This is a genomic window from Streptomyces sp. DF42, from assembly GCF_058267695.1.
On the sequence record NZ_CM177859.1, the window covers coordinates 3,023,959 to 3,042,990 of the forward strand.

The 19,032-nt window shown below is 71.6% G+C and carries 17 protein-coding genes; 13 read left to right on the forward strand and 4 right to left on the reverse strand.

Translation table 11 applies throughout. The annotated features are described in order from the left end of the window. The first annotated feature begins 55 nt into the window (after positions 1-55). The gene (locus ACYUED_RS13795) at positions 56-742 is read left to right on the forward strand and encodes a SanA/YdcF family protein (protein WP_491292574.1); all 687 of its coding nucleotides are present in this window, start codon (positions 56-58) and stop codon (positions 740-742) included. 114 nt (positions 743-856) lie between these two features. Next, the gene (locus ACYUED_RS13800) at positions 857-3,157 is read left to right on the forward strand and encodes a molybdopterin oxidoreductase family protein (RefSeq protein WP_491292575.1); all 2,301 of its coding nucleotides are present in this window, start codon (positions 857-859) and stop codon (positions 3,155-3,157) included. 42 nt (positions 3,158-3,199) lie between these two features. Here the strand turns inward: ACYUED_RS13800 and ACYUED_RS13805 are convergent, their stop codons facing one another. After that, positions 3,200-3,610: a gamma-glutamylcyclotransferase family protein gene (locus ACYUED_RS13805; protein ID WP_491292576.1), complete on the reverse strand. Its 411-nt coding sequence runs from the start codon at positions 3,608-3,610 to the stop codon at positions 3,200-3,202. A 152-nt stretch (positions 3,611-3,762) separates the two neighbouring features. Between ACYUED_RS13805 and ACYUED_RS13810 the strand changes: the two genes are divergently transcribed. Together ACYUED_RS13810 and ACYUED_RS13815 are read left to right on the forward strand one after the other, a co-directional pair. Then, on the forward strand, positions 3,763-5,415 hold the full coding sequence (locus ACYUED_RS13810) for a M4 family metallopeptidase (RefSeq protein WP_491292577.1): 1,653 nt from the start codon (positions 3,763-3,765) through the stop codon (positions 5,413-5,415). A 101-nt stretch (positions 5,416-5,516) separates the two neighbouring features. Next, positions 5,517-6,416 carry an aminoglycoside phosphotransferase family protein gene (locus tag ACYUED_RS13815; RefSeq protein ID WP_491292578.1) on the forward strand — a complete coding sequence of 300 codons (900 nt, stop codon included), beginning with the start codon at positions 5,517-5,519 and terminating at the stop codon, positions 6,414-6,416. Positions 6,417-6,455: 39 nt separating this feature from the next. Here the strand turns inward: ACYUED_RS13815 and ACYUED_RS13820 are convergent, their stop codons facing one another. Further along, positions 6,456-7,085, reverse strand: a complete 630-nt coding sequence (locus ACYUED_RS13820; protein WP_491292579.1) for an NADPH-dependent FMN reductase — start codon at positions 7,083-7,085, stop codon at positions 6,456-6,458. A gap of 278 nt (positions 7,086-7,363) precedes the next feature. Between ACYUED_RS13820 and ACYUED_RS13825 the strand changes: the two genes are divergently transcribed. After that, positions 7,364-7,903, forward strand: coding sequence for a GVDTG sorting domain-containing protein (locus tag ACYUED_RS13825; protein WP_491292580.1), 540 nt, complete (start codon positions 7,364-7,366; stop codon positions 7,901-7,903). A gap of 133 nt (positions 7,904-8,036) precedes the next feature. Then, the gene (locus ACYUED_RS13830; protein WP_491292581.1) at positions 8,037-8,660 is read left to right on the forward strand and encodes a class F sortase; all 624 of its coding nucleotides are present in this window, start codon (positions 8,037-8,039) and stop codon (positions 8,658-8,660) included. A gap of 130 nt (positions 8,661-8,790) precedes the next feature. On the opposite strand, the gene cpt is transcribed toward ACYUED_RS13830, so the two are convergent. Both cpt and ACYUED_RS13840 read right to left on the reverse strand, forming a co-directional pair. Further along, on the reverse strand, positions 8,791-9,324 hold the full coding sequence (cpt, locus tag ACYUED_RS13835) for a chloramphenicol phosphotransferase CPT (protein ID WP_491292582.1): 534 nt from the start codon (positions 9,322-9,324) through the stop codon (positions 8,791-8,793). 15 nt (positions 9,325-9,339) lie between these two features. Continuing rightward, positions 9,340-10,122, reverse strand: coding sequence for a sulfite exporter TauE/SafE family protein (locus ACYUED_RS13840; RefSeq protein WP_491292583.1), 783 nt, complete (start codon positions 10,120-10,122; stop codon positions 9,340-9,342). A 214-nt stretch (positions 10,123-10,336) separates the two neighbouring features. Here ACYUED_RS13840 and ACYUED_RS13845 point away from each other — a divergent pair, with 214 nt between their 5' ends. The 7 genes from ACYUED_RS13845 (at position 10,337) to ACYUED_RS13875 (ending at position 18,958) form a co-directional block, all read left to right on the forward strand. Then, positions 10,337-11,551, forward strand: coding sequence for an NAD(P)/FAD-dependent oxidoreductase (locus tag ACYUED_RS13845; RefSeq protein WP_491292584.1), 1,215 nt, complete (start codon positions 10,337-10,339; stop codon positions 11,549-11,551). Then, positions 11,551-14,145 carry a nitrite reductase large subunit NirB gene (gene nirB / locus ACYUED_RS13850; RefSeq protein WP_491292585.1) on the forward strand — a complete coding sequence of 865 codons (2,595 nt, stop codon included), beginning with the start codon at positions 11,551-11,553 and terminating at the stop codon, positions 14,143-14,145. Before ACYUED_RS13845 ends, nirB begins: the two co-directional genes overlap by 1 nt. After that, entirely contained in the window at positions 14,142-14,492 is a 351-nt protein-coding gene (gene nirD, locus ACYUED_RS13855; protein ID WP_491292586.1) for a nitrite reductase small subunit NirD, read from the forward strand. The genes nirB and nirD overlap by 4 nt, the downstream gene beginning before the upstream one ends. 100 nt (positions 14,493-14,592) lie before the next feature. Further along, a complete protein-coding gene (locus ACYUED_RS13860) occupies positions 14,593-15,177 on the forward strand; it encodes a TetR/AcrR family transcriptional regulator (RefSeq protein ID WP_491292587.1) in 585 nt (194 codons plus the stop codon). 78 nt (positions 15,178-15,255) lie between these two features. Next, positions 15,256-16,074: an SDR family NAD(P)-dependent oxidoreductase gene (locus ACYUED_RS13865; protein ID WP_491292588.1), complete on the forward strand. Its 819-nt coding sequence runs from the start codon at positions 15,256-15,258 to the stop codon at positions 16,072-16,074. Between the two features lie 354 nt (positions 16,075-16,428). Next, complete coding sequence (locus tag ACYUED_RS13870; protein WP_491292589.1) at positions 16,429-17,112, forward strand: TetR/AcrR family transcriptional regulator; 684 nt, start codon at positions 16,429-16,431, stop codon at positions 17,110-17,112. A 265-nt stretch (positions 17,113-17,377) separates the two neighbouring features. Beyond that, positions 17,378-18,958, forward strand: coding sequence for an ABC transporter substrate-binding protein (locus ACYUED_RS13875; RefSeq protein WP_491292590.1), 1,581 nt, complete (start codon positions 17,378-17,380; stop codon positions 18,956-18,958). Positions 18,959-19,032: the final 74 nt, after the last annotated feature.

Here is a 19,032-nt window from a genome sequence, read left to right on the forward strand (position 1 = left end):
CGTCTTGGACTGTCGACGAGGCCGGCCGGGGGGCCGACCGGGAGGGGACCTTCCGATGCGCCGACCCAGGCTGCGCAGACCGCGCCTGCCCCGCACGCGTGCCGGGCGGCGGAGGCTGGTGCAGGCCGTGATGGCCGGCTGCGTGCTCGCGTTGCTGCCGTCGACCTGGATGTACGTCGTCACGGGTGACCGGCTGCGTACGACGGCCGACGCACCCCGCACCGAGGTCGCCGTCGTCTTCGGCGCCGGCCTCTGGGACGGCGAGCCCTCCCCCTACCTGGCGCACCGTCTCGACGCGGCGGCCGAGTTGTACCGCGAGGACCGGGTCGAGGTCGTCCTCGTCACCGGCGACAACAGCCGCCACGACTACGACGAACCCGACGCCATGCGCCTGTACCTGACGAAGCACGGCGTCCCCGACTCCCGGATCGTGAGCGACTACGCCGGCTTCGACACCTGGGACTCCTGCGTCCGGGCCAGGAAGATCTTCGGCGTCGACAGGGCCGTGCTGATCAGCCAGGGCTTCCACATCCGGCGGGCGGTCGCGCTGTGTCAGGCGGCGGGCATCGAGTCGTACGGCGTCGGGGTCGACGCCAGGCACGACAGGACCTGGTACTACGGCGGCACCCGCGAGATCTTCGCGGCGGGCAAGGCGGCCCTGGACGCGGTCTTCCACCCGGACCCGCGGTTCCTCGGGCCGAAGGAGTCAGGGGTGACGAAGGCGCTCGCCGACGCCCGCTGACGGGCGACCCGACGTGTGCCTCACTCCGTCGGCGCCCGCGCGGGGAGGCCGCCGTCTTGCCCGCGTAACAAGCGGCCCTCCCGGACGTAACACGGCCGAAGCACGCTGAAGGGCATGCAGACCTCCGCGACGCCCACCCACTGCCCGTACTGCGCCCTGCAGTGCGGGATGAACCTGACGCCCGCTCCGGACGGCACGGTCGAGGTCAGCGAGCGCGCGGACTTCCCGGTGAACCGGGGTGCGCTGTGCGGCAAGGGCCGCACCGCGCCGGCCCTGCTCTCGTCCCGGGTGCGCCTGACCTCCCCGTTGGTGCGCTCCGAGGGCACGCTGGTGCCCGCCACCTGGGACGAGGCACTGGACCGGATCGCCGCCGGGCTGCACGGCACTCGTACGGAACACGGCCCGGACGCGGTCGGTGTCTTCGGCGGGGGCGGCCTCACGAACGAGAAGGCGTACACGCTCGGCAAGTTCGCGCGGGTGGTGCTCGGCACCTCGCAGATCGACTACAACGGCCGCTTCTGCATGTCGTCGGCGGCAGCCGCGGGGACGAAGGCGTTCGGGCTCGACCGCGGGCTGCCCTTCCCGCTGGAGGACATCCCGAAGACGGGCTGTGTGATCCTGGTGGGCTCCAATCTCGCCGAGACCATGCCGCCGGCCTTGCGCTTCTTCAGCGAACTGCGGGAGAACGGCGGCACGTTGATCGTCGTGGACCCGCGCCGCACGAAGACCGCCGAGCAGGCCGACCTGCACCTGGCACCGCGGCCCGGCACGGATCTCGCGCTGGCGCTCGGCCTGCTGCACCTGGTCGTCGCCGAGGGCCGGGTGGACGAGGAGTACGTCCGGGAGCGCACGGCCGGCTGGGAGGACGCGCGGGCCGCGGCGATGGCGCACTGGCCGGAGTACGTGGAACGGATCACCGGGGTGTCCGTTCCACAACTCCGGGAAGCCGTACGGCTGTTCTGCGAGCCGGAGGCCGCGATGGTGCTGACCGCGCGCGGGCCGGAGCAGCAGTCCAAGGGCACGGACACGGTCGGCGCGTGGATCAACCTGTGCCTGGCGACCGGCCGCGCGGGACGGCCGTTGAGCGGCTACGGCTGTCTGACCGGGCAGGGCAACGGGCAGGGCGGACGCGAACACGGCCAGAAGGCCGACCAGTTGCCCGGCTACCGCAAGCTGGACGATCCGGCGGCACGGCGGCATGTGGCCGAGGTGTGGGGCGTGGACCCGGACAGCCTGCCGGGACCGGGCCGCAGTGCGTACGAGTTGCTGGACGCGCTGGGGACGGACATCAGGTCCCTGCTGCTGATGGGGTCGAACCCGGTGGTGTCGGCACCGCACGCGGCTCACATCGAGGAGCGGTTCAAGTCGCTCGACTTCCTGGTGGTGTGTGACGTCGTCCTGTCGGAGACCGCCGCCCTCGCGGACGTCGTCCTCCCGGTCACCCAGTGGGCCGAGGAGTCCGGCACGACGACCAGCCTGGAGGGCAGGGTGCTGCTGCGCCGGCGCGCGCTCACCCCTCCCGAGGGCGTCCGGAGCGACCTGGAGGTCATGCACGAACTGGCCGGCCGGCTCGGCGTGGAGAAGGGCTTCCCGACCGACCCGGAGGAGGTCTTCGAGGAGCTGCGCCGGGCCAGCGCGGGCGGCCCGGCCGACTACTCCGGGATCACCTACCGCAGACTCGCCGAGGAGAACGGGGTGTTCTGGCCCTGCCCGGCGGACGAGGAGGGGTCGGCGGGCGCGCCGGGGGCATCGAGCGCACCAGGGACGGGCGAGCCCGAGGCCGGGACAGGCGCCTCCGGGTCGGGCACGCCCGAGACGGGAACGGGCACAACCGGGTCAGGCACGCCCGATGCCGGGACAGGCGCTTCCGAGACAGGGACGAGCGCAACCGGGTCGGGCACACCCGATGCCCGGACGGACCGGTTCGAGGCCGGCCGCTCCGACGGGCCTCACCCCGGCACCCCCCGCCTCTTCCTCGACCGTTTCGCCACCCCGGACGGCCGGGCCCGGTTCGTCGCCGTCACGCACCGGGCGTCCGCAGAGGAGCCGGACGACGAGTACCCGGTGCTGCTGACGACCGGCCGGGTCGTCGCCCAGTACCAGTCCGGCGCCCAGACCCGCCGCGTGGCCGAGCTGAACGCCGCCGCGCCGGGCCCGTTCGTGGAGCTGCATCCGCGGCTGGCGGCGCGCCTCGGGGCGGCGGAGGGCGATCCGGTGGCGGTGGTCTCCCGTCGGGGCCGGGCCGTCGCACCCGCCCGGATCACCACCGCGATCCGCCCGGACACCGTCTTCATGCCCTTCCACTGGCCCGGCGAGGGCCGCGCCAACACCCTGACCAACCCGGCCCTCGACCCGACCTCGCGCATGCCGGAGTTCAAGGTGTGTGCGGTGCGACTGGAGACCGTGCGCGCCTGACCGGTCCGGCGCACAGGCCACCGCGCACCGCGCACGGCACACCTACCTGACCCGCCAGTCCCCGCTCTCGATGAGCTCTCCGCGGGCGCGCAGCCGTGCGGCGACGGCGGGTGCGGCCACGTACACCCAGGCGCGTAGGGGCGGGCCCGCGGCGTCGCGGATCACCTCGCGCTCGACGCGCTCGTAGAGGCTGCGCGGGTCCGCGACGGTGTACTCCTCCAGCCGGTCGAGGACGACGAGCAGCTCCTCGTACTCCTCGGGCAGCGCGGTCACCAGCCGGCCGTACACGGTCCCGCCCCGCTCCTCGACGGCGTACGGATAGCCGGGCCCGTCGTACAGCACCGCGCCGTGCAGCCGCCCCGGCTCCTCGGACCGGGTGCGGCCGCGCAGAAACAGGTCGTGGTTGACCTCGCCGGGGAGGAGGGTGCCGTAGACGAAGAACGGGAGGGTCACAAAAACGATTCTCTCTCCACACATACCTCCTCGTCAGCGCTATGGACCTCGCTCTGTCATGACCCCTTAAATCTTGGTCAACACCCGCGATTCCTGGTCGACACCAGCGTCGCGCCCCCCATGCGCCCGCGGGCGCCTTTCCGAGGAGATCGATGAGTCGGATACGTATCGACGTCCGGGGCTCCCGTCGCCTCGCCTCCGCCGGTGTGGCCGCGACAGCCGCCACCCTGCTGGCCGCCACCCTCTCCCCCACCGCCGTCGCGGCCGACGAACCGACCAGGGCGGGCGCGATCGAGAACGCGGCGTCGGCACTCCTGAAGCACGCCGCGAGCCTCCAGCTCACCACCGACGAGGGCACGAAGGTGCGGGACGTCGTCGTCGACCAGGACGGCACCCAGCATGTGCGATACGACCGGACGTACCGTCAACTCCCGGTCCTGGGCGGCGACTTCGTCGTTCATCTGAAGCCGGACGGTGCGTTCCACAGCGCGAACCGAGCGACGCGCAGCAAGATATCCCTGGCCTCGATCGTCCCCTCCATATCCGCGCCGAAGGCCGCCGACCTCGCGGCGAACGCCCTGCGCGCGGTCAATCTCGGCGAGACGCTGAAGAAGCTGACGGCCAGGCCACAGCTGGTCGTCGACGCCCTGCACGGGGCGCCCAAGCTGGCGTGGCGGACGAGCGTCGTGGCCCGGGACTCCCTCGGCAACCCGGTCTCCCGCACCGTCGTCACCAACGCCCGCACCGGCGCCCAGATCGACGCCTGGGACGACATCGAGACGGCGACGGGTGACGGCAGGTCGCTGTACAGCGGCACGGTGCCGCTGCAGACGACGCTGTCGGGATCGACGTACCAGCTCAAGGACCCGACCCGCGGGAACACCTACACGGGCGACGCGGCCGGCCAGTCCGACCTGTGCATGCTGACCACCATCTGCGTCCGCCGCGCCCCGTCGACGGTGTTCACCGACGCGGACAACCACTGGGGCAGCGGGACGAGTTCCGACCGTGCGTCCGCCGCCGTGGACGCGCAGTACGGCACCGACGTGACCTGGGACTTCTACAAGAACCAGTTCGGCCGCAACGGCATCGCTGACGACGGCAAGGGTTCGTACAACCGCGTCCACTACGGCAACAAGTACAACAACGCCTTCTGGGACGACAGTTGCTTCTGCATGACGTACGGGGACGGTGACGGTACGACGCTCGGACCGCTGGTGGGTCTGGACGTGGCCGGCCACGAGATGACGCACGGCGTCACCTCCAAGACCGCGGCGCTGACCTACTCCGGCGAGTCCGGCGGCCTGAACGAGGCGACCTCCGACATCCTCGGCACGCTGGTGGAGTGGTACGCCAACAACTCCTCCGACCCCGGCGACTACCTGATCGGCGAGAAGGTCGTCCGCTCCGGGTTCGGCGCCGAGGCCCTGCGGTACATGGACAAGCCGTCCAAGGACGGGGTGTCGGCGGACTACTGGAGCAGCTCGGTCGGCAAGCTGGACGTCCACTACTCGTCGGGCGTCGCGAACCACTTCGCGTACCTCCTGGCCGAGGGCAGCGGCGCGAAGACCGTCAACGGCGTCAGCTACAACTCCCCCACGTCCAACGGCAAGACGGTGACGGGTATCGGGCGGGAGAAGCTGGGCCAGATCTGGTACCGGGCGCTGACCGTCTACATGACGTCGTCCACGAACTACGCGGGGGCGCGCACGGCGACGCTCAACGCGGCGAAGGATCTGTACGGGGCGGGGAGTTCCGAGTACGGCGCGGTGGCGGCGGCCTGGAGTGCGGTGAACGTGAACTGACCTACCGTGCACGGCCATCGGGGTGCGGAAATACGGTGGCAGCGGTGTCATGGGCATGGCTGGGCTACGCTGCCGCTGTCCGTCCGCACCCCGGGAGCCGTATGCCGTCCACCGCGAAGATTCACGCCGACGAGCTCGACATCGACGCGGCGCTGGTCTCCCGGTTGGTCGCGGAGCAGTTTCCGCGGTGGGCCGGGCTGCCGGTCGCGCGGGTGCTCTCCTCCGGAACCGACAACGCCATGTACCGCCTCGGCGACGACATGGTCGTACGGCTGCCGCGGCGGCCCCGCGGGGGCCGCCGGATCGACGACGAGCATCACTGGGTGCCACGGCTGGCCCCGCACCTTCCGCTCGCCGTCCCGACACCGCTCGCGAAGGGCGCACCCGGCGCCGGGTACGCGTCGTCGTGGGGCGTGTACCGCTGGCTGGACGGTGACAACGCGTACGACGCTCCACTTACCGAACCAGCCGTCGCGGCAAGGGAGTTGGGCCGGTTCGTGGCTGCGCTGCGGCAGCTGGACGCCACGGGCGGGCCGCCGTCCTTCCGGGGCGGCCCGGTCGCCCGCCACGATGACGCCGTCCGCACCGCCATCCGAGACCTCGGCGCGGACGGCACGCTGGACCCGGCCCGCGCCACGGCGGCCTGGGAGGAGACGCTCCGCCTCCCCCAGTGGGACGGCGCCCAGGTCTGGCTGCACGGCGACCTGCTCCCCGGCAACCTGCTGACGGCGCACGGCCGCCTCACGGCCGTCATCGACTTCGGCAGCCTCGGCGTCGGCGACCCCGCCTGCGACACGATGGCCGCGTGGACCGTCTTCGACTCTCCCACCCGCGACCTGTTCCGCGAGACGTCCGACGTCGACGACGCGACCTGGGCACGCGGGCGGGGCTGGGCCCTGTGCTTCGGGCTCATGGCGGATCACTACTACCGGGGCGGGAAGCACCCGGCACTGGCGGCGGTGGCCCGGCGCACGGTGTCCGAGGTGCTTCGGAGGTACTGACGCGGCACGCGGCACGCCACCGCCCGCCGGGACACGGGCCTAGCCGCCGTACGGGCGCCTCTCCCGCGCCTCCCTCAGCCCCCGCCCCCACCACACCAGTTGGTCCAGCATGGCCTTCGCCGCCGCGTCCGGGGCGGACGGGTCGTCGAGGTGGCCGTCGGTGAAGGACGAGCCGGCGTTGTGGAACGACACCGTGTCCCGGATCGTCACCGCGTGGAGCTCGGCGAAGACCTGGCGGAGGTGTTCCACGGCACGCAGACCGCCCGCGAGGCCGCCGTAGGAGACGAGGGCGACGGGCTTGGCGCGCCATTCGGTGAAGTGCCAGTCGATGAGGTTCTTGAGGCCGGCCGGGTAGGAGTGGTTGTACTCGGGGGTGAGCACCACGTACGCGTCCGCGGCCGCGAGCTTCGGGGTGACGGAGGCGAGGGCCGTGCTCGCCTCGGGGGACGGGGCGAATGTCGTGGGGAGGTCCGCCTCCGCGACGTCCACGACCTCGACGGCCAGGTCGTCGTGGTCGCGCAGGTGGTGCAGGAGCCAGTCGGCGACGACCGGGCCGAAACGTCCGTGCCGGTTGCTGCCGATGACGAGGGTGACGGCGAGGGGTGCGTCGCTGAGAGGTGCGTCGCTGAGGGGCGCGTGGGCGGCGTGGGGCGTATCCGTGATCTGCATGCGCCCAGCCTCGTACCTCAACCTTTCTTGAGGTCAAGTCCGCGGTGTGATCGCCGGGTCACCCGTTCACACGCGCGCCCTGCACCCTTCGGGTTCTCTTCCGCGCAGCCCCCGTCGCACGCCGATGACCTGCGGGAAGTCCGTCCGAGCACCCCCACCGCGCGCAGATCTGACACCCATTCACCACATTTCTGACGCTCCTTCAGGAAGCGCGTTCGCGCCGCTGCCACTTACCTCTGAAGGGCAGAGGACACCGAAGAGAGCTCGAAGGAGCACCGATGCGACGTACCGCCCGTCTGCTGACCGGGGCCGCGCTCGCCGTCGCCGCCGCGGGCTTCGTGGCCGCGCCCGCGTACGCGGACGGCGGCGGTAGCGGGAGCGGCGGCAGCAGCGGTTCCCTGGAGGTCCTTCCGTCGTCGGTCGTGCCGGGCGGCGAGGTCACGGTGACCACCGGGGACTGCGAGAACGGCACGGCGGCGGGCGACGCCGGCGCGGTGGGGGCCGGTGCCTTCACGCTGGCGCCGAGCACGCACGAGGGCGAGGCGATCGGGCAGTTCCGGGTGCCGCCGAGCGCGCAGCCGGGGACGTACGAGATCGTCGCCGAGTGCGCCGAGGGCGACCGGCAGGTCAAGGGCGACCTGGTGGTGACACTGACCGCGGCACGCGGGCAGGAGCCCCGGGGAAGTGTGAAGACGGGGGTCGGCGGCGCTCTGGGCCCCGATCCCGTGCAGACCGCGGCCGGCGTGGCGGCTCTCGCCGTCGCCGCCGCGGGCGGTACCTGGCTCCTGCATCGCCGGGCGAGAGGCGACGGGATCTGACGGACACCCTCCGCTGTCCGTCGGCCGGTACCGCATGTCCCGCCCCCTCCGGGTCCGACGCCCCTCGCGGCCCGGAGGGGGAACGGGCCCACCCGCTCCACCAGGGACAACCCGCTCCCCAGGCAGGAGGCACGTGCGCAGGATCAGCAATGCCGCGATAGGCACCGTCACGGTCGTGGCCCTGTGTTCGGGCGCCTGGCTGCTCGGCGGTGGCGCGCAGACGAACGCCCCGCCGCAGCCGTCCGCCGCGCAGGCGGCCCGTACCGGCCGGGGCGGCGAACCTCTCGTCGCGCCCGCGCTGCCGCCGTCCCCGCCCGACCGGATCCGCATCCCGTCGATCCGCGTGGACGCCCCTCTCATGGGCCTCGCCCTCACCACGGCCGGCAGTCTCGACGTGCCGCCCGCCGCGAAGAAGAACCTCGCCGGCTGGTACGCCGCCGGCACCACACCCGGCGAGCAGGGCACCGCGATCGTCGCCGGCCATGTCGACAACGCCGACGGCCCCGCCGTCTTCTACGACCTCGGCGCCCTGAAGAAGGGCAGTCGCATCGAGGTGGACCGGCGCGACGGGGGCACGGCGCTGTTCTCGGTGGACGCGGTCGAGGTGTACGGCGCCGAGCACTTCCCGGACGAGAGGGTGTACGGCGCCTCGGACCGGCCCGAGCTGCGGGTGATCACCTGCGGCGGGGGGTACTCACGGTCGACCGGCTACGAGGGGAACGTGGTGGTGTTCGCCCACCTCACCGGGAGCCGTTGAGACCGGCCCGGACCGCACCAGACCGCGTCGGCTCCGCCCACCACACGGACCGGCCCCAACCCGGCCGGCACCCGCCGGAAGGCACTCCGCCCCACCGGCCACCAGGGCAACACGGTCGTGCTCCCACACCTCACCGGGAGCCGTTGAGCACGGCCTGTGTGATGGTCCGTGCGCATTCCAGCGACTCCGTGCGTGCCGTGTCCACCTCCACGTCGTACAGGACGCCTTGGTGGACCAGCTCCGCCTGCCGCTCGGCCATTCCGCGCACCCGGTCGCCGCGGGCGATCTCACGGCCGGCGGCGACCGCCGCCTCGCACCGGACACCGACCCAGAGCACGTCCAGGCCGTCCAGGACCTTGCGCCAGCGTTCCTGGGTCGGCGCTCCGCCGAGGAAGACGTCGTCGATGACCACCCGGGCGCCGGCCCGGACCATCGCGGCGATCCCGGTCGCCCACGCCGATTCCAGGGCCAGGTACTCCGGGCCGACGCTCACCCCGCCGTCGGGGGCGAACTCGATGCCCGTGCCCTCCGCCGGCATCGCCTCGATCAGCGAGTCGACCCCGAAGGCCAGCCACGGCTCGGGCAGAACGGCCTGCAGGCACCGCACGATCCCGGTCTTGCCGGAACTGGAGCCGCCGTTGACCACGATCACCTGAGTCGCCATCAGGTCACCGTATCGTCAGGCGACCCACTGCTCGTACGCAATATTCGTCACCAGCGCGAACACCACCGTCAGCAACACGACACGTACGAAGCCGCTGCCCCTCTTCAGCGCCGTGTGCGCGCCGAGGGTGCCGCCCACCAGGTTGAACACGGCCATGAGGGCCGCGAGCCGCCACAGCACCGTGCCCTGCCGGGCGAACATCGCGAGGGCGCCCGCGTTGGTGCAGCAGTTGACGATCTTGGCGGTGGCGGAGGCGGTCACCAGGTCGAGATGGAGGACCGCGGTGAGCGCCAGCACCAGGAACGTGCCGGTGCCGGGCCCGATGAAACCGTCGTAGAAGCCGATGCCGATGCCTGCGAGGGCGATCGCGGAGAGGATCCGGCGGCGGGTGGCGGGGCCGGTCGCGGGGGCCGTGCCGAAGGCGGGGCGAAGGATCACGAACGCGGCGACCACGAGCAGCACCACCATGATCACGGGCTTGAGCACGTCCGTGCTCATACCGGCCGCGAAGAACGCGCCGGCGGAGGAACCGGCGAGGGCCGCCAGGCCGATGCGTACGGCGAGGCGGACGTCCACGGGGGTTTTGCGGGCGTAGGTCACCGCGGCGCCCGACGTGCCGACGATGGCGACGGCCTTGTTGGTGCCGAGTGCACTGGCGGCGGGGGTGCCGGCGGGCAGGCCGAGGAGGAGCACCGGAAGAAGCAGCAGTCCCCCGCCGCCGACCACCGCGTCGATCCAGCCGGCCGCCAGGGCGGTCAGGCACAGCACGGCCAGCATGGTCAGCGATATCTCGGGCATGATCGCGACCTTATGGACGGGATACCTGCACTGTCCATGTAGGTGGGTGGGCGGCGTGTGAGGTGGGCTGTGCCGTCCTCGGCCACCTCACACCCCGCCCCCCGCATGCCCGCGGAACCCTCACACCCGCCGCGGGCTCCGGAAGAGGGCAGCGTTCCTCGCGGGAAACAGAGGTGATGCTGCCGGGTAACACCCGCACCGCACGCTCCTGGACATGACCTCGAATACGCGTGTGGTGGTGATCGGCGCCGGCCTCGCGGGCGTCCGTCTCGCCCGGCGGCTCGGTGAGCTCGGCACACCCGTGACGCTCGTCGGCGAGGAGGAGCACCGCCCGTACAACCGGGTGCTCCTCGCCGAGGTGCTGGCCGGGCGCTACAGCCCCGAGGTGATCGCGCTGCCGTCCCCGGCGGAACTGACGCGCGCCCGGGTCACCGGCATCGACCGCGCCGGACGGACCGTCGAGTGCGCGGACGGCTCGAAGATCGCATACGACACGCTGGTTCTGGCCACCGGCTCGAACCCGGTACTCCCGCCCCTGCGCGGCCTGTTCACGCCGGACCACCTGCTGCCCGAGGGCGTGCACGCGTTCCGCACGATGGACGACTGCCTCGGCCTGTCCAAGGCCGTACGGCCGGGAGTGAAGGCCGTCGTCATCGGCGGCGGGCTCCTCGGAGTGTCCGCGGCCCGCGCGCTCGCCCAGCGCGGCGCGCAGGTCGTCCTGGCCCAGCAGGGCGAGCGGCTCATGGAGCGCCAGCTCGACCCGAGCGCCTCGAAGCTGGTGAAACGGCACCTGGGGGACCTCGGCGTCGAGATCCACACCGAGTGCCGGGTGCGCGACGTGCGCTGCGTGGGCGGTGTGGTCCGCTCGGTCGAGATGCACGACGGATACACGCTCGACGCCGACCTCGTGGTCCTGGCGTGCGGTGTCCACCCGAGGGTGGGTCTCGCACAGACCGCGGGCCTTGAGGTGCGCAAGGGGATCGTCGTCGACGACGAACTGCGCACCTCCGACCCGCACATCCGGGCGATCGGCGACTGCGTGCAGCACGACGGCACCGTGTACGGGCTCGCCACTCCGGCGCTCGAACAGGCCGAGATCCTCGCCGAGTTGCTCGCCGGGCGCGCCAACGCCCGGTACACCGGCACCCGTTCGCTGACCCGGCTCACGCTCGCCGGACAGAACTCCCCCTTCGACCTCGCCGCGTTCGGCGAGACGGAGCCGCGTCCCGGGGACGACGTGGTCCAGCTGGCGGACGCCACCCGCGGCACCTACCGCAAGGTCGTCGTCCGCGACGACCGCCTGGTCGGCGGAGTCCTCGTCGGCGAACTCGGCACCGTCGGCGCGCTCGCCCGCGCCTGGGAGGGAGCAGAGCCGCTCCCCGACGACGGTCCACTGCTCCACCTGCTCACCAACGATGGAGGCTCCTGATGACCGCCACCCTGGGGGCCACCCCCACGATCGTGCTCGTCGGCCACGGCATGGTCGGCCAGCGCTTCCTCGAAGCGCTCGCCGAACGCGGCCTGACCGCCACGCACCGCGTGGTCGTCCTGTGCGAGGAGCCGCGTCCCGCCTACGACCGCGTCGCCCTCACCTCGTACTTCTCGGGCAGGTCGCCCGAGGAACTCTCCATGACCGACATGGAGTTCATCAACGACCACGGCATCGAGCTGTACGTCGGCGATCCGGCCGAGGCGGTCGACCGCGAGGCGAAGAAGGTCACCGCCAGGTCCGGCCAGGTCTTCGAGTACGACACCCTCGTCCTCGCCACCGGCTCGTACCCCTTCGTACCGCCCGTCCCGAACAAGGACGCCGAGGGCTGCTTCGTCTACCGCACCATCGAGGACCTCCTCGCGATCGAGGAGTACGCCAAGACCCGTACCACCGGTGCCGTGGTCGGTGGCGGTCTGCTCGGCCTGGAGGCGGCCGGTGCGCTGAAGGGGCTCGGACTCACCTCCCACATCGTGGAGTTCGCGCCGCGTCTGATGCCCGTGCAGGTCGACGAGGGCGGCGGCGCCGCGCTTCTGCGCACCATCGAGGACATGGGCCTGTCGGTCCACACCGGTGTGGGCACGCAGGAGATCGTGGTCGACGAGGCCGGTGCCGTCACCGGTATGAAGCTCTCCGACGGTTCCGAACTCGCCACCGACCTGGTGGTGTTCAGCGCCGGTGTCCGCCCCCGCGACCAGCTGGCCCGCGCCTGCGGTCTGACGGTCGGCGAGCGCGGCGGCATCACGGTCGACGAGCAGTGCCGTACGGTCGCCGACCCGCACGTCTTCGCGATCGGCGAGTGCGCGCTGGCCTCCGACGGCCGGGTGTACGGCCTGGTGGCGCCCGGTTACGAGCAGGCGGAGACGGTGGCGGCGACCATCGCCTCCGACGAAGCCGCCTTCGTCGGAGCCGACCTGTCGACCAAGCTGAAGCTGCTCGGCGTGGACGTGGCGTCCTTCGGCGACGCGCACGGCACCACCGAGGACTGTCTGGACGTCGTCTACTCCGACTCCCGCGCGGGCCTGTACAAGAAGCTGGTCATCGGCCGCGACGGGACGCTGCTCGGCGGCATCCTGGTCGGCGACGCGGACGCCTACGGCACGCTGAAGGCGTTCACCGGCTCCATTCCGCCGGTCTCGCCCGAGTCGCTGGTGCTGCCCGCCGGCGCCGGCGAGTCCGTCCAGCTCGGCCCGTCCGCGCTGCCGGACGAGGCGATCATCTGCTCCTGCCACAACGTCAGCAAGGGCACCATCCGCGGCGCGGTGACGGAGCACTCCTGCACCACCGTGCCCGAGGTGAAGAAGTGCACCAAGGCCGGTACGGGTTGCGGCAGTTGCGTCAAGGTCCTCGGCCAGCTCGTCACCGCCGAGCTGGAGGCGAGCGGCGTCGAGGTCGACAAGGGCCTGTGCGGCTGCTTCGCGCAGACCCGCGAGGAGCTCTACGAGATCGTCCTCGCCCTGCGCATCAACACCTTCCAGGACCTGCTGGACCGCTACGGCCGCGACGACGCCAAGGGCGGTGACGGCTGCGAGGTCTGCAAGCCGGCGGTCGGCTCGATCATCGCCTCCCTCGCCCCGACGATCGGCGCGAGCGGCTATGTCCTGGACGGGGAGCAGGCGGCCCTTCAGGACAGCAACGACCACTTCCTGGCCAACCTGCAGAAGAACGGCTCGTACTCGGTCGTGCCGCGCATCCCCGGCGGTGAGATCACCCCCGAGGGCCTGATCGTGATCGGCGAGATCGCCCGCGACTTCGGCCTCTACACGAAGATCACGGGTGGCCAGCGGATCGACATGTTCGGTGCACGGGTCGAGCAACTCCCGCTGATCTGGATGCGGTTGGTGGACGCCGGCTTCGAGTCGGGCCACGCCTACGGCAAGGCGCTGCGCACGGTGAAGTCCTGCGTGGGCCAGACCTGGTGCCGCTACGGCGTCCAGGACTCCGTGCGCATGGCGATCGACCTGGAGCTGCGCTACCGGGGCCTGCGCTCCCCGCACAAGCTCAAGTCGGCGGTCTCCGGCTGCGCCCGCGAGTGCGCCGAGGCCCAGTCGAAGGACTTCGGCGTCATCGCCACCGTAGGCGGCTGGAACCTGTACGTCGGCGGCAACGGCGGCGCGACCCCGCGCCACGCGGACCTGCTCGCGCAGGACCTCACCGACGCCGAACTGGTCCGCCTCATCGACCGGTTCCTGATGTTCTACATCCGCACCGCCGACCGCCTGGAGCGCACCTCGACCTGGCTGGAGCGCATCCCCGGCGGCCTGGACCACGTGCGCGACGTGGTGGTGGAGGACTCCCTCGGCATCTGCGAGGAGCTGGAGTCCCTGATGGCGGACCACGTGGCGAACTACGCCGACGAGTGGGCCACCACCATCAACAACCCGGAGAAGCTCGCCCGGTTCGTGTCCTTCGTGAACGCGCCCGACACCCCCGACCCGGTCGTCGGCTTCGTCCCGGAGCGCGACCAGATCAAGCCCGACCTGCCGCTGCTCACCATCGGCCACCGTCCCCTGGAAGGAAGCGCCCAGCGATGACCCTGGCACCAGAGACGACCGAACTGAAGATCCAACTCCAGCTGGAGGAGGGCTGGTTGACGGTCTGCGACCTCACCCGGCTGATCCCCGGCCGAGGCGTGGCCGCGCTGCTGCCCGACGGCCGCCAGGCCGCCCTCTTCCGCGACCGCGGCGGCAAGGTGTACGCCATCGACAACCGCGACCCCTTCGGTGGCGCGGCGGTCCTCTCCCGCGGCCTGACCGGCACCCACCAGGGCCGCCCCTTCGTCGCCTCGCCCCTGCTGAAGCAGCGGTTCGACCTGGCCTCCGGAGAGTGCCTGGACGACGAGTCGGTACGGGTGGCGACGTACGAGGTACGAACCAGCTGACGTCGCCTTGACCCATATGGTTTCGCGTTCTTGGCCCATATGGTTTCGTGGTCCGTTCGTTTCTTGACCGATCGTTCTCATTGAATCTAGGCTGCAGGGCGTGGCCAGGACCAAGGAGTTCGATCCGGATGCCGCGCTGCAGGCAGCCCTGGAGCTGTTCTGGCAGCGCGGCTACGAGGCGACGTCGATGTCCGACCTGGTGAACCACCTGGGCATCGGACGCGCCAGCATCTACGCGACCTTCGGCAGCAAACACGAGCTGTACCTCAGGGCGCTGGAGCGCTACGACCGGGCAGGACTCCCGCCGATCGTGCGGGAACTGTCCCAGCCGGGCCCCGCCCTGCCCGCCGTACGAGCGGTCGTGCGGCGCTACGCCGCCGAGGCCGCCGACGAGCAACTGCGCCTGAACGGCTGCCTGGTGACCAACACGGCGAGCGAACTGGCTCCGCACGACCCGGCGGCCACGCGGAGCGTGGAGCGCAACTGGGACCAGCTGGAGACCGTACTGCACTCGGCACTGGTGCGCGCGCAGGCGCAGGACGAGCTGCCGGCCGACCGCGACCCGCTGACCCTCGCCCGCATGCTGCTGGTGCTGATGCAGGGCCTGCGAGTGGTCGGCAAGGCCTCCGCGGACCCGGCCCGGGTCCGGGACGCGGCGGAACAGGCACTGGGGCTACTGACCTGAGACCCAAGGACGGGCGGCGCCTTCGCGTGCCGTCTTTCTAGACCGATCAGTCAAAATGGGGGGACCATGACCAGGCCCATGACCAGGACCGGTACCAACACCAACACCAACACCAACACCAGGACCAGGACCAGCACCGGTCGTTTCACCGACCGGACCGTTCTCGTCACCGGTGCCGGCTCCGGCATCGGACGGGCGGTCGCGGTCGCGTTCGCGGCGGAGGGAGCACAGGTCGTCGTGGCCGGACGCCGCCGGGAACCGCTCGACGAGACGGTCCGCCTGATCGAGGGCCAGGGCGGCAAGGCCCTCGCGGTCACCGCCGACGTGTCCGAGGCCGCCGGAACCGAAGCCCTGGTGCAGGCCGCGGTGGACCGCTTCGGCTCCCTCGACGTGGCGGTCAACAACGCGGGCGTGTTCCGGGGCGGCGGCCCGCTGGCCGACCTCCCCGAGGCCGACTGGCACACCCAGCTCGACACAAACCTCACCGGCGTCTTCCTGGCTCTCCGCGCCCAGATCCACCAGATGCGCACCCAGCCGTCGGGCGGCGCGATCGTGAACATCGCCTCCAACCTGGGCGCACACACGCGCGTCCCGGGCGCCGCCGCCTACGCCGCGACCAAGGCCGCCGTATCCGCCCTGACCAGGGGCGCCGCCCTCGACCACATCCACGAGGGCGTCCGTATCAACGCGGTCAGCCCCGGCGCCACCGCCACCCCCATGTCGCTGCGCGCCGGCGAGACGGAGGCCGACCGCGCGGAGCGGGCCGCGGCCACGCTGCCCCTCGGCCGCATCTCGGCCACGGAGGAGGTGGCCGCCGCCGTCCTCTACCTGGCCTCGGACGACGCGGCGTCGGTGGTCGGCACGGACCTGGTGGTGGACAGCGGCGTCTCGGCATGACCGCTCACTCCCACACCGTGAGGCCGGCGTACGTCACGCCCGTCAGCTGCTCGGACGCGGCCCGAAGCAGCTCCGTAAGTTGTGTTCGGCCCGGAAGACCGGGGTGGGGCCCGAAGCCGCTTGCCCGAGTGGCCCCGGTGGAGTGGCCGCCCCGCCCTTCGGGACGCCCGGCCGCAGAGTGAGATCTGCGCATTGATCCGTGACCGTCGGGGGAGTCGGGGTCATGGCCAACCCGGTGACGGGCCCAGGACGATCCGCCCAACACCAGTCGCTTAGGCTGGTTTCCTTGTCGCCGGCAAGGAGGCGCAGGCTGCGGCAGCGTGTGCTCGCCGCCCGTCCGAGGGAGGCGTTCGCGTGGCAGTTGCCGGAGGCCGGTCGACGAAGCGGCTTCAGCGGGGAACTCTTTCCCAGGGGCTCATCGTGGCGACCGCGCTGCGGATCCTCGACGAGGACGGGCCGGACGCACTGACCTTCCAACGACTGGGGAAGGAGCTGTCCTCCTCAGCGACCGCGGTCTACCGGTACTTCGCGAGTCGCGACCACATCATGGTCGCCGTCGCGGATGAGCTCGACAGGATCTCCCTGGAGGGGTACGAGCCGCGCGAGTCGTGGGCCGAGTCGCTGCGGGACCTGGCGAACCGTGCCTGGGACACCGCGCTGGACCACCCTGCGGCCGCCGCGCTCTGCATGGGGAGGGTCACCCGGGGCGTTCACGAGTTGCGTGCCGTCGACGCCCTCCTGGAGGCGTTCCACCGCGGCGGCTGGCGCGGCCGGGCGGCCGTCCTGCACTACCAGGCGTTCTCGAACTTCATCCTCGCCATGGCGAGCAACAACGCCTGGCGACTCGTCAACCAGCGGTTCGGCGCCGAGGTGAACTGGGTGCAGGAGTACCAGCCGGCGGACCCTGACGCGTACCCCTACGCCGAGGCGGCGAAGGAGTACCTGCGCAGCGTCGACATGACCGAGGTCTTCCACCGGCAGACCGACATCGTCCTCGCGGCCCTCGAGGCGGAGGCGGCGACGCTCCCGCGCGACTGACACGCGTCAGTCCTCGCGGCCACCGCCCAGCAGCACGTTCTCGCGGCCGAAATCGGCGGCAAGGTGGCGCGCCAAAAAATAGTTAACGCTATTGACTACGCCGTTCACTTGGCTGCATCCTCTCCACCAAGTGCTCCACGGCTCGCTGCCAAGCGGCGCCCACCGAGCGCCGCGCGCACCGCCTCCACCCCCGAACCGCTCGCGCTCGTCCCGCCCCATTCCTTGAGATCTGCGCAGAGCGCGACACCCCTCTCCAGGAGCACCCATGCGCCAGACCCGTACCCGGGCGGTCCCTGTGACCGCGGCCGTCGCCCTGACGGCCGTACTCGCCGGCTGCACCACCACGGGATCGACGTCCCAAGACCCGAGCGGCGGCGATGCCGCCACGGCGACGAAGATCCGGACGACCATCGACGTGCCGGCCGGCTTCGACCCGGCCAAGGCTCTGTCCCTGCCGGACTACCAGCTCGCCCGGGACAGTTACGACACCCTCGTGCGCAAGGACGACGGCGGGCTCGTCGGCGGGCTCGCCACCAAGTGGACGAACACGCCGACCTCGGCCACGTTCACCCTGCGCGCCGACGCGACCTGCGCCGACGGGACGCCGATCACGCCGACGGTCGTCAAGAGCTCCCTCGACCGCTACATCGACCCGAAGACGGCGGCGCCCGATCTCCCCACCGTCTTCGGCCCCGGCAACACGGTGAAAGTGACCGCAGACGACGCGGCGCGGACGGTGAAGATCACGCTCGCCAGGCCGTGGGGCGACATGGTCACCGGTATGTCGGTCGCGAGCACGGGCATCGTCTGCCCGGCGGGGCTGGGGGACCTCAAGGCCCTTGCCGCCGGTACGGCCAAGGGCTCCCAGTCCGGCCCGTACCTTCTGGAGAAGTCCCAGTCCGGCGTCTCGTACTCCTACAGGCTCCGCCCGGAGTACAAGGCATGGCCGGCCTGGCGCACGAAGATCCCCGGCAGGGTCGCCACGACGCTGGAGTACCTGGTCTCGCCCGATCCGACGGCGACAGGCAACCTCGTGACCAGCGGCCAGCTCGACATCGGCAAGATCGACGCCTCCGGCATCCCGCGCTTCGACGGCGTGGGCGGCAACAGCGTGAGCATCAGCCGGTTCTCCGACTTCTACCTGCTCTTCAACGAACGACCCGGCACGGTCTTCGCGGACGTCGCCACCCGCCGGGCAGTCGCCCAGGCCGTCGACCGCGCCGCCTTCACCAAGGTCGTCTCGAAGGACACGGGTGAGCCGTCGACGATGTTCGTGCAGAAGGGCATCCCCTGCAACGACCCCGGCTCCTCCTTCCTCGTACCGAAGGACAAGGCCGCGGCGGCCGGCGTGCTCAAGGGCAAGAAGATCCGCCTCGTCGGCCCCCAGGTCGTCGGGCCGGCCGGCGCCGGAAACCAGTACATCCAGGAGGCGCTGCGGGCCGCGGGCGCGGACGTCACCCTCTCCAACGTCGACGTCGGGGCCTGGGTCGGGACCGTGTTCGGCAAGCCTGACGCCTGGGACCTCACGGTCTTCGCCGATCTCAACTTCCTCGGCAGCCTGGCGAGCCCGCTCGGCCACTTCGTGGGCCCGACCGTCCCCGAAGGCGGCGGCAACCTCGGCGCGGTGAAGAACCCCGCGTTGGACAAGGCCTTCGCCCAGGGCACCGAGGCGACGACCGACAAGGCCCGCTGCGCCGCCTACCAGAAGGCCGCCAAGGCCGTGATCTCGCAGGTGGACGGGGTGCCGCTGGTCAACGACCCGTTCATCTACGCACTGCGCAAGGGCTTCAGCGCACAGATGCTCGGCGGCTCGCTCGACGACCCCGTCCTGCGCATCACCGGCTGACGGACAGGCCGCCCCGCACGCGGCGGAGACCCACCCGGCCGGACCCGGCCGTCCGGCACGGAGAATCCCCGCGC

Coding starts and splice junctions, on each gene's coding strand:
- ACYUED_RS13795 (WP_491292574.1), top strand. CDS start 56: ATGCGCCGACCCAGGCTGCGCAGACCGCGCCTGCCCCGCACGCGTGCC.
- ACYUED_RS13800 (WP_491292575.1), top strand. CDS start 857: ATGCAGACCTCCGCGACGCCCACCCACTGCCCGTACTGCGCCCTGCAG.
- ACYUED_RS13810 (WP_491292577.1), top strand. CDS start 3,763: ATGAGTCGGATACGTATCGACGTCCGGGGCTCCCGTCGCCTCGCCTCC.
- ACYUED_RS13815 (WP_491292578.1), top strand. CDS start 5,517: ATGCCGTCCACCGCGAAGATTCACGCCGACGAGCTCGACATCGACGCG.
- ACYUED_RS13820 (WP_491292579.1), bottom strand. CDS start 7,085: ATGCAGATCACGGATACGCCCCACGCCGCCCACGCGCCCCTCAGCGAC.
- ACYUED_RS13825 (WP_491292580.1), top strand. CDS start 7,364: ATGCGACGTACCGCCCGTCTGCTGACCGGGGCCGCGCTCGCCGTCGCC.
- cpt (WP_491292582.1), bottom strand. CDS start 9,324: ATGGCGACTCAGGTGATCGTGGTCAACGGCGGCTCCAGTTCCGGCAAG.
- ACYUED_RS13840 (WP_491292583.1), bottom strand. CDS start 10,122: ATGCCCGAGATATCGCTGACCATGCTGGCCGTGCTGTGCCTGACCGCC.
- ACYUED_RS13845 (WP_491292584.1), top strand. CDS start 10,337: ATGACCTCGAATACGCGTGTGGTGGTGATCGGCGCCGGCCTCGCGGGC.
- nirB (WP_491292585.1), top strand. CDS start 11,551: ATGACCGCCACCCTGGGGGCCACCCCCACGATCGTGCTCGTCGGCCAC.
- nirD (WP_491292586.1), top strand. CDS start 14,142: ATGACCCTGGCACCAGAGACGACCGAACTGAAGATCCAACTCCAGCTG.
- ACYUED_RS13865 (WP_491292588.1), top strand. CDS start 15,256: ATGACCAGGACCGGTACCAACACCAACACCAACACCAACACCAGGACC.
- ACYUED_RS13875 (WP_491292590.1), top strand. CDS start 17,378: ATGCGCCAGACCCGTACCCGGGCGGTCCCTGTGACCGCGGCCGTCGCC.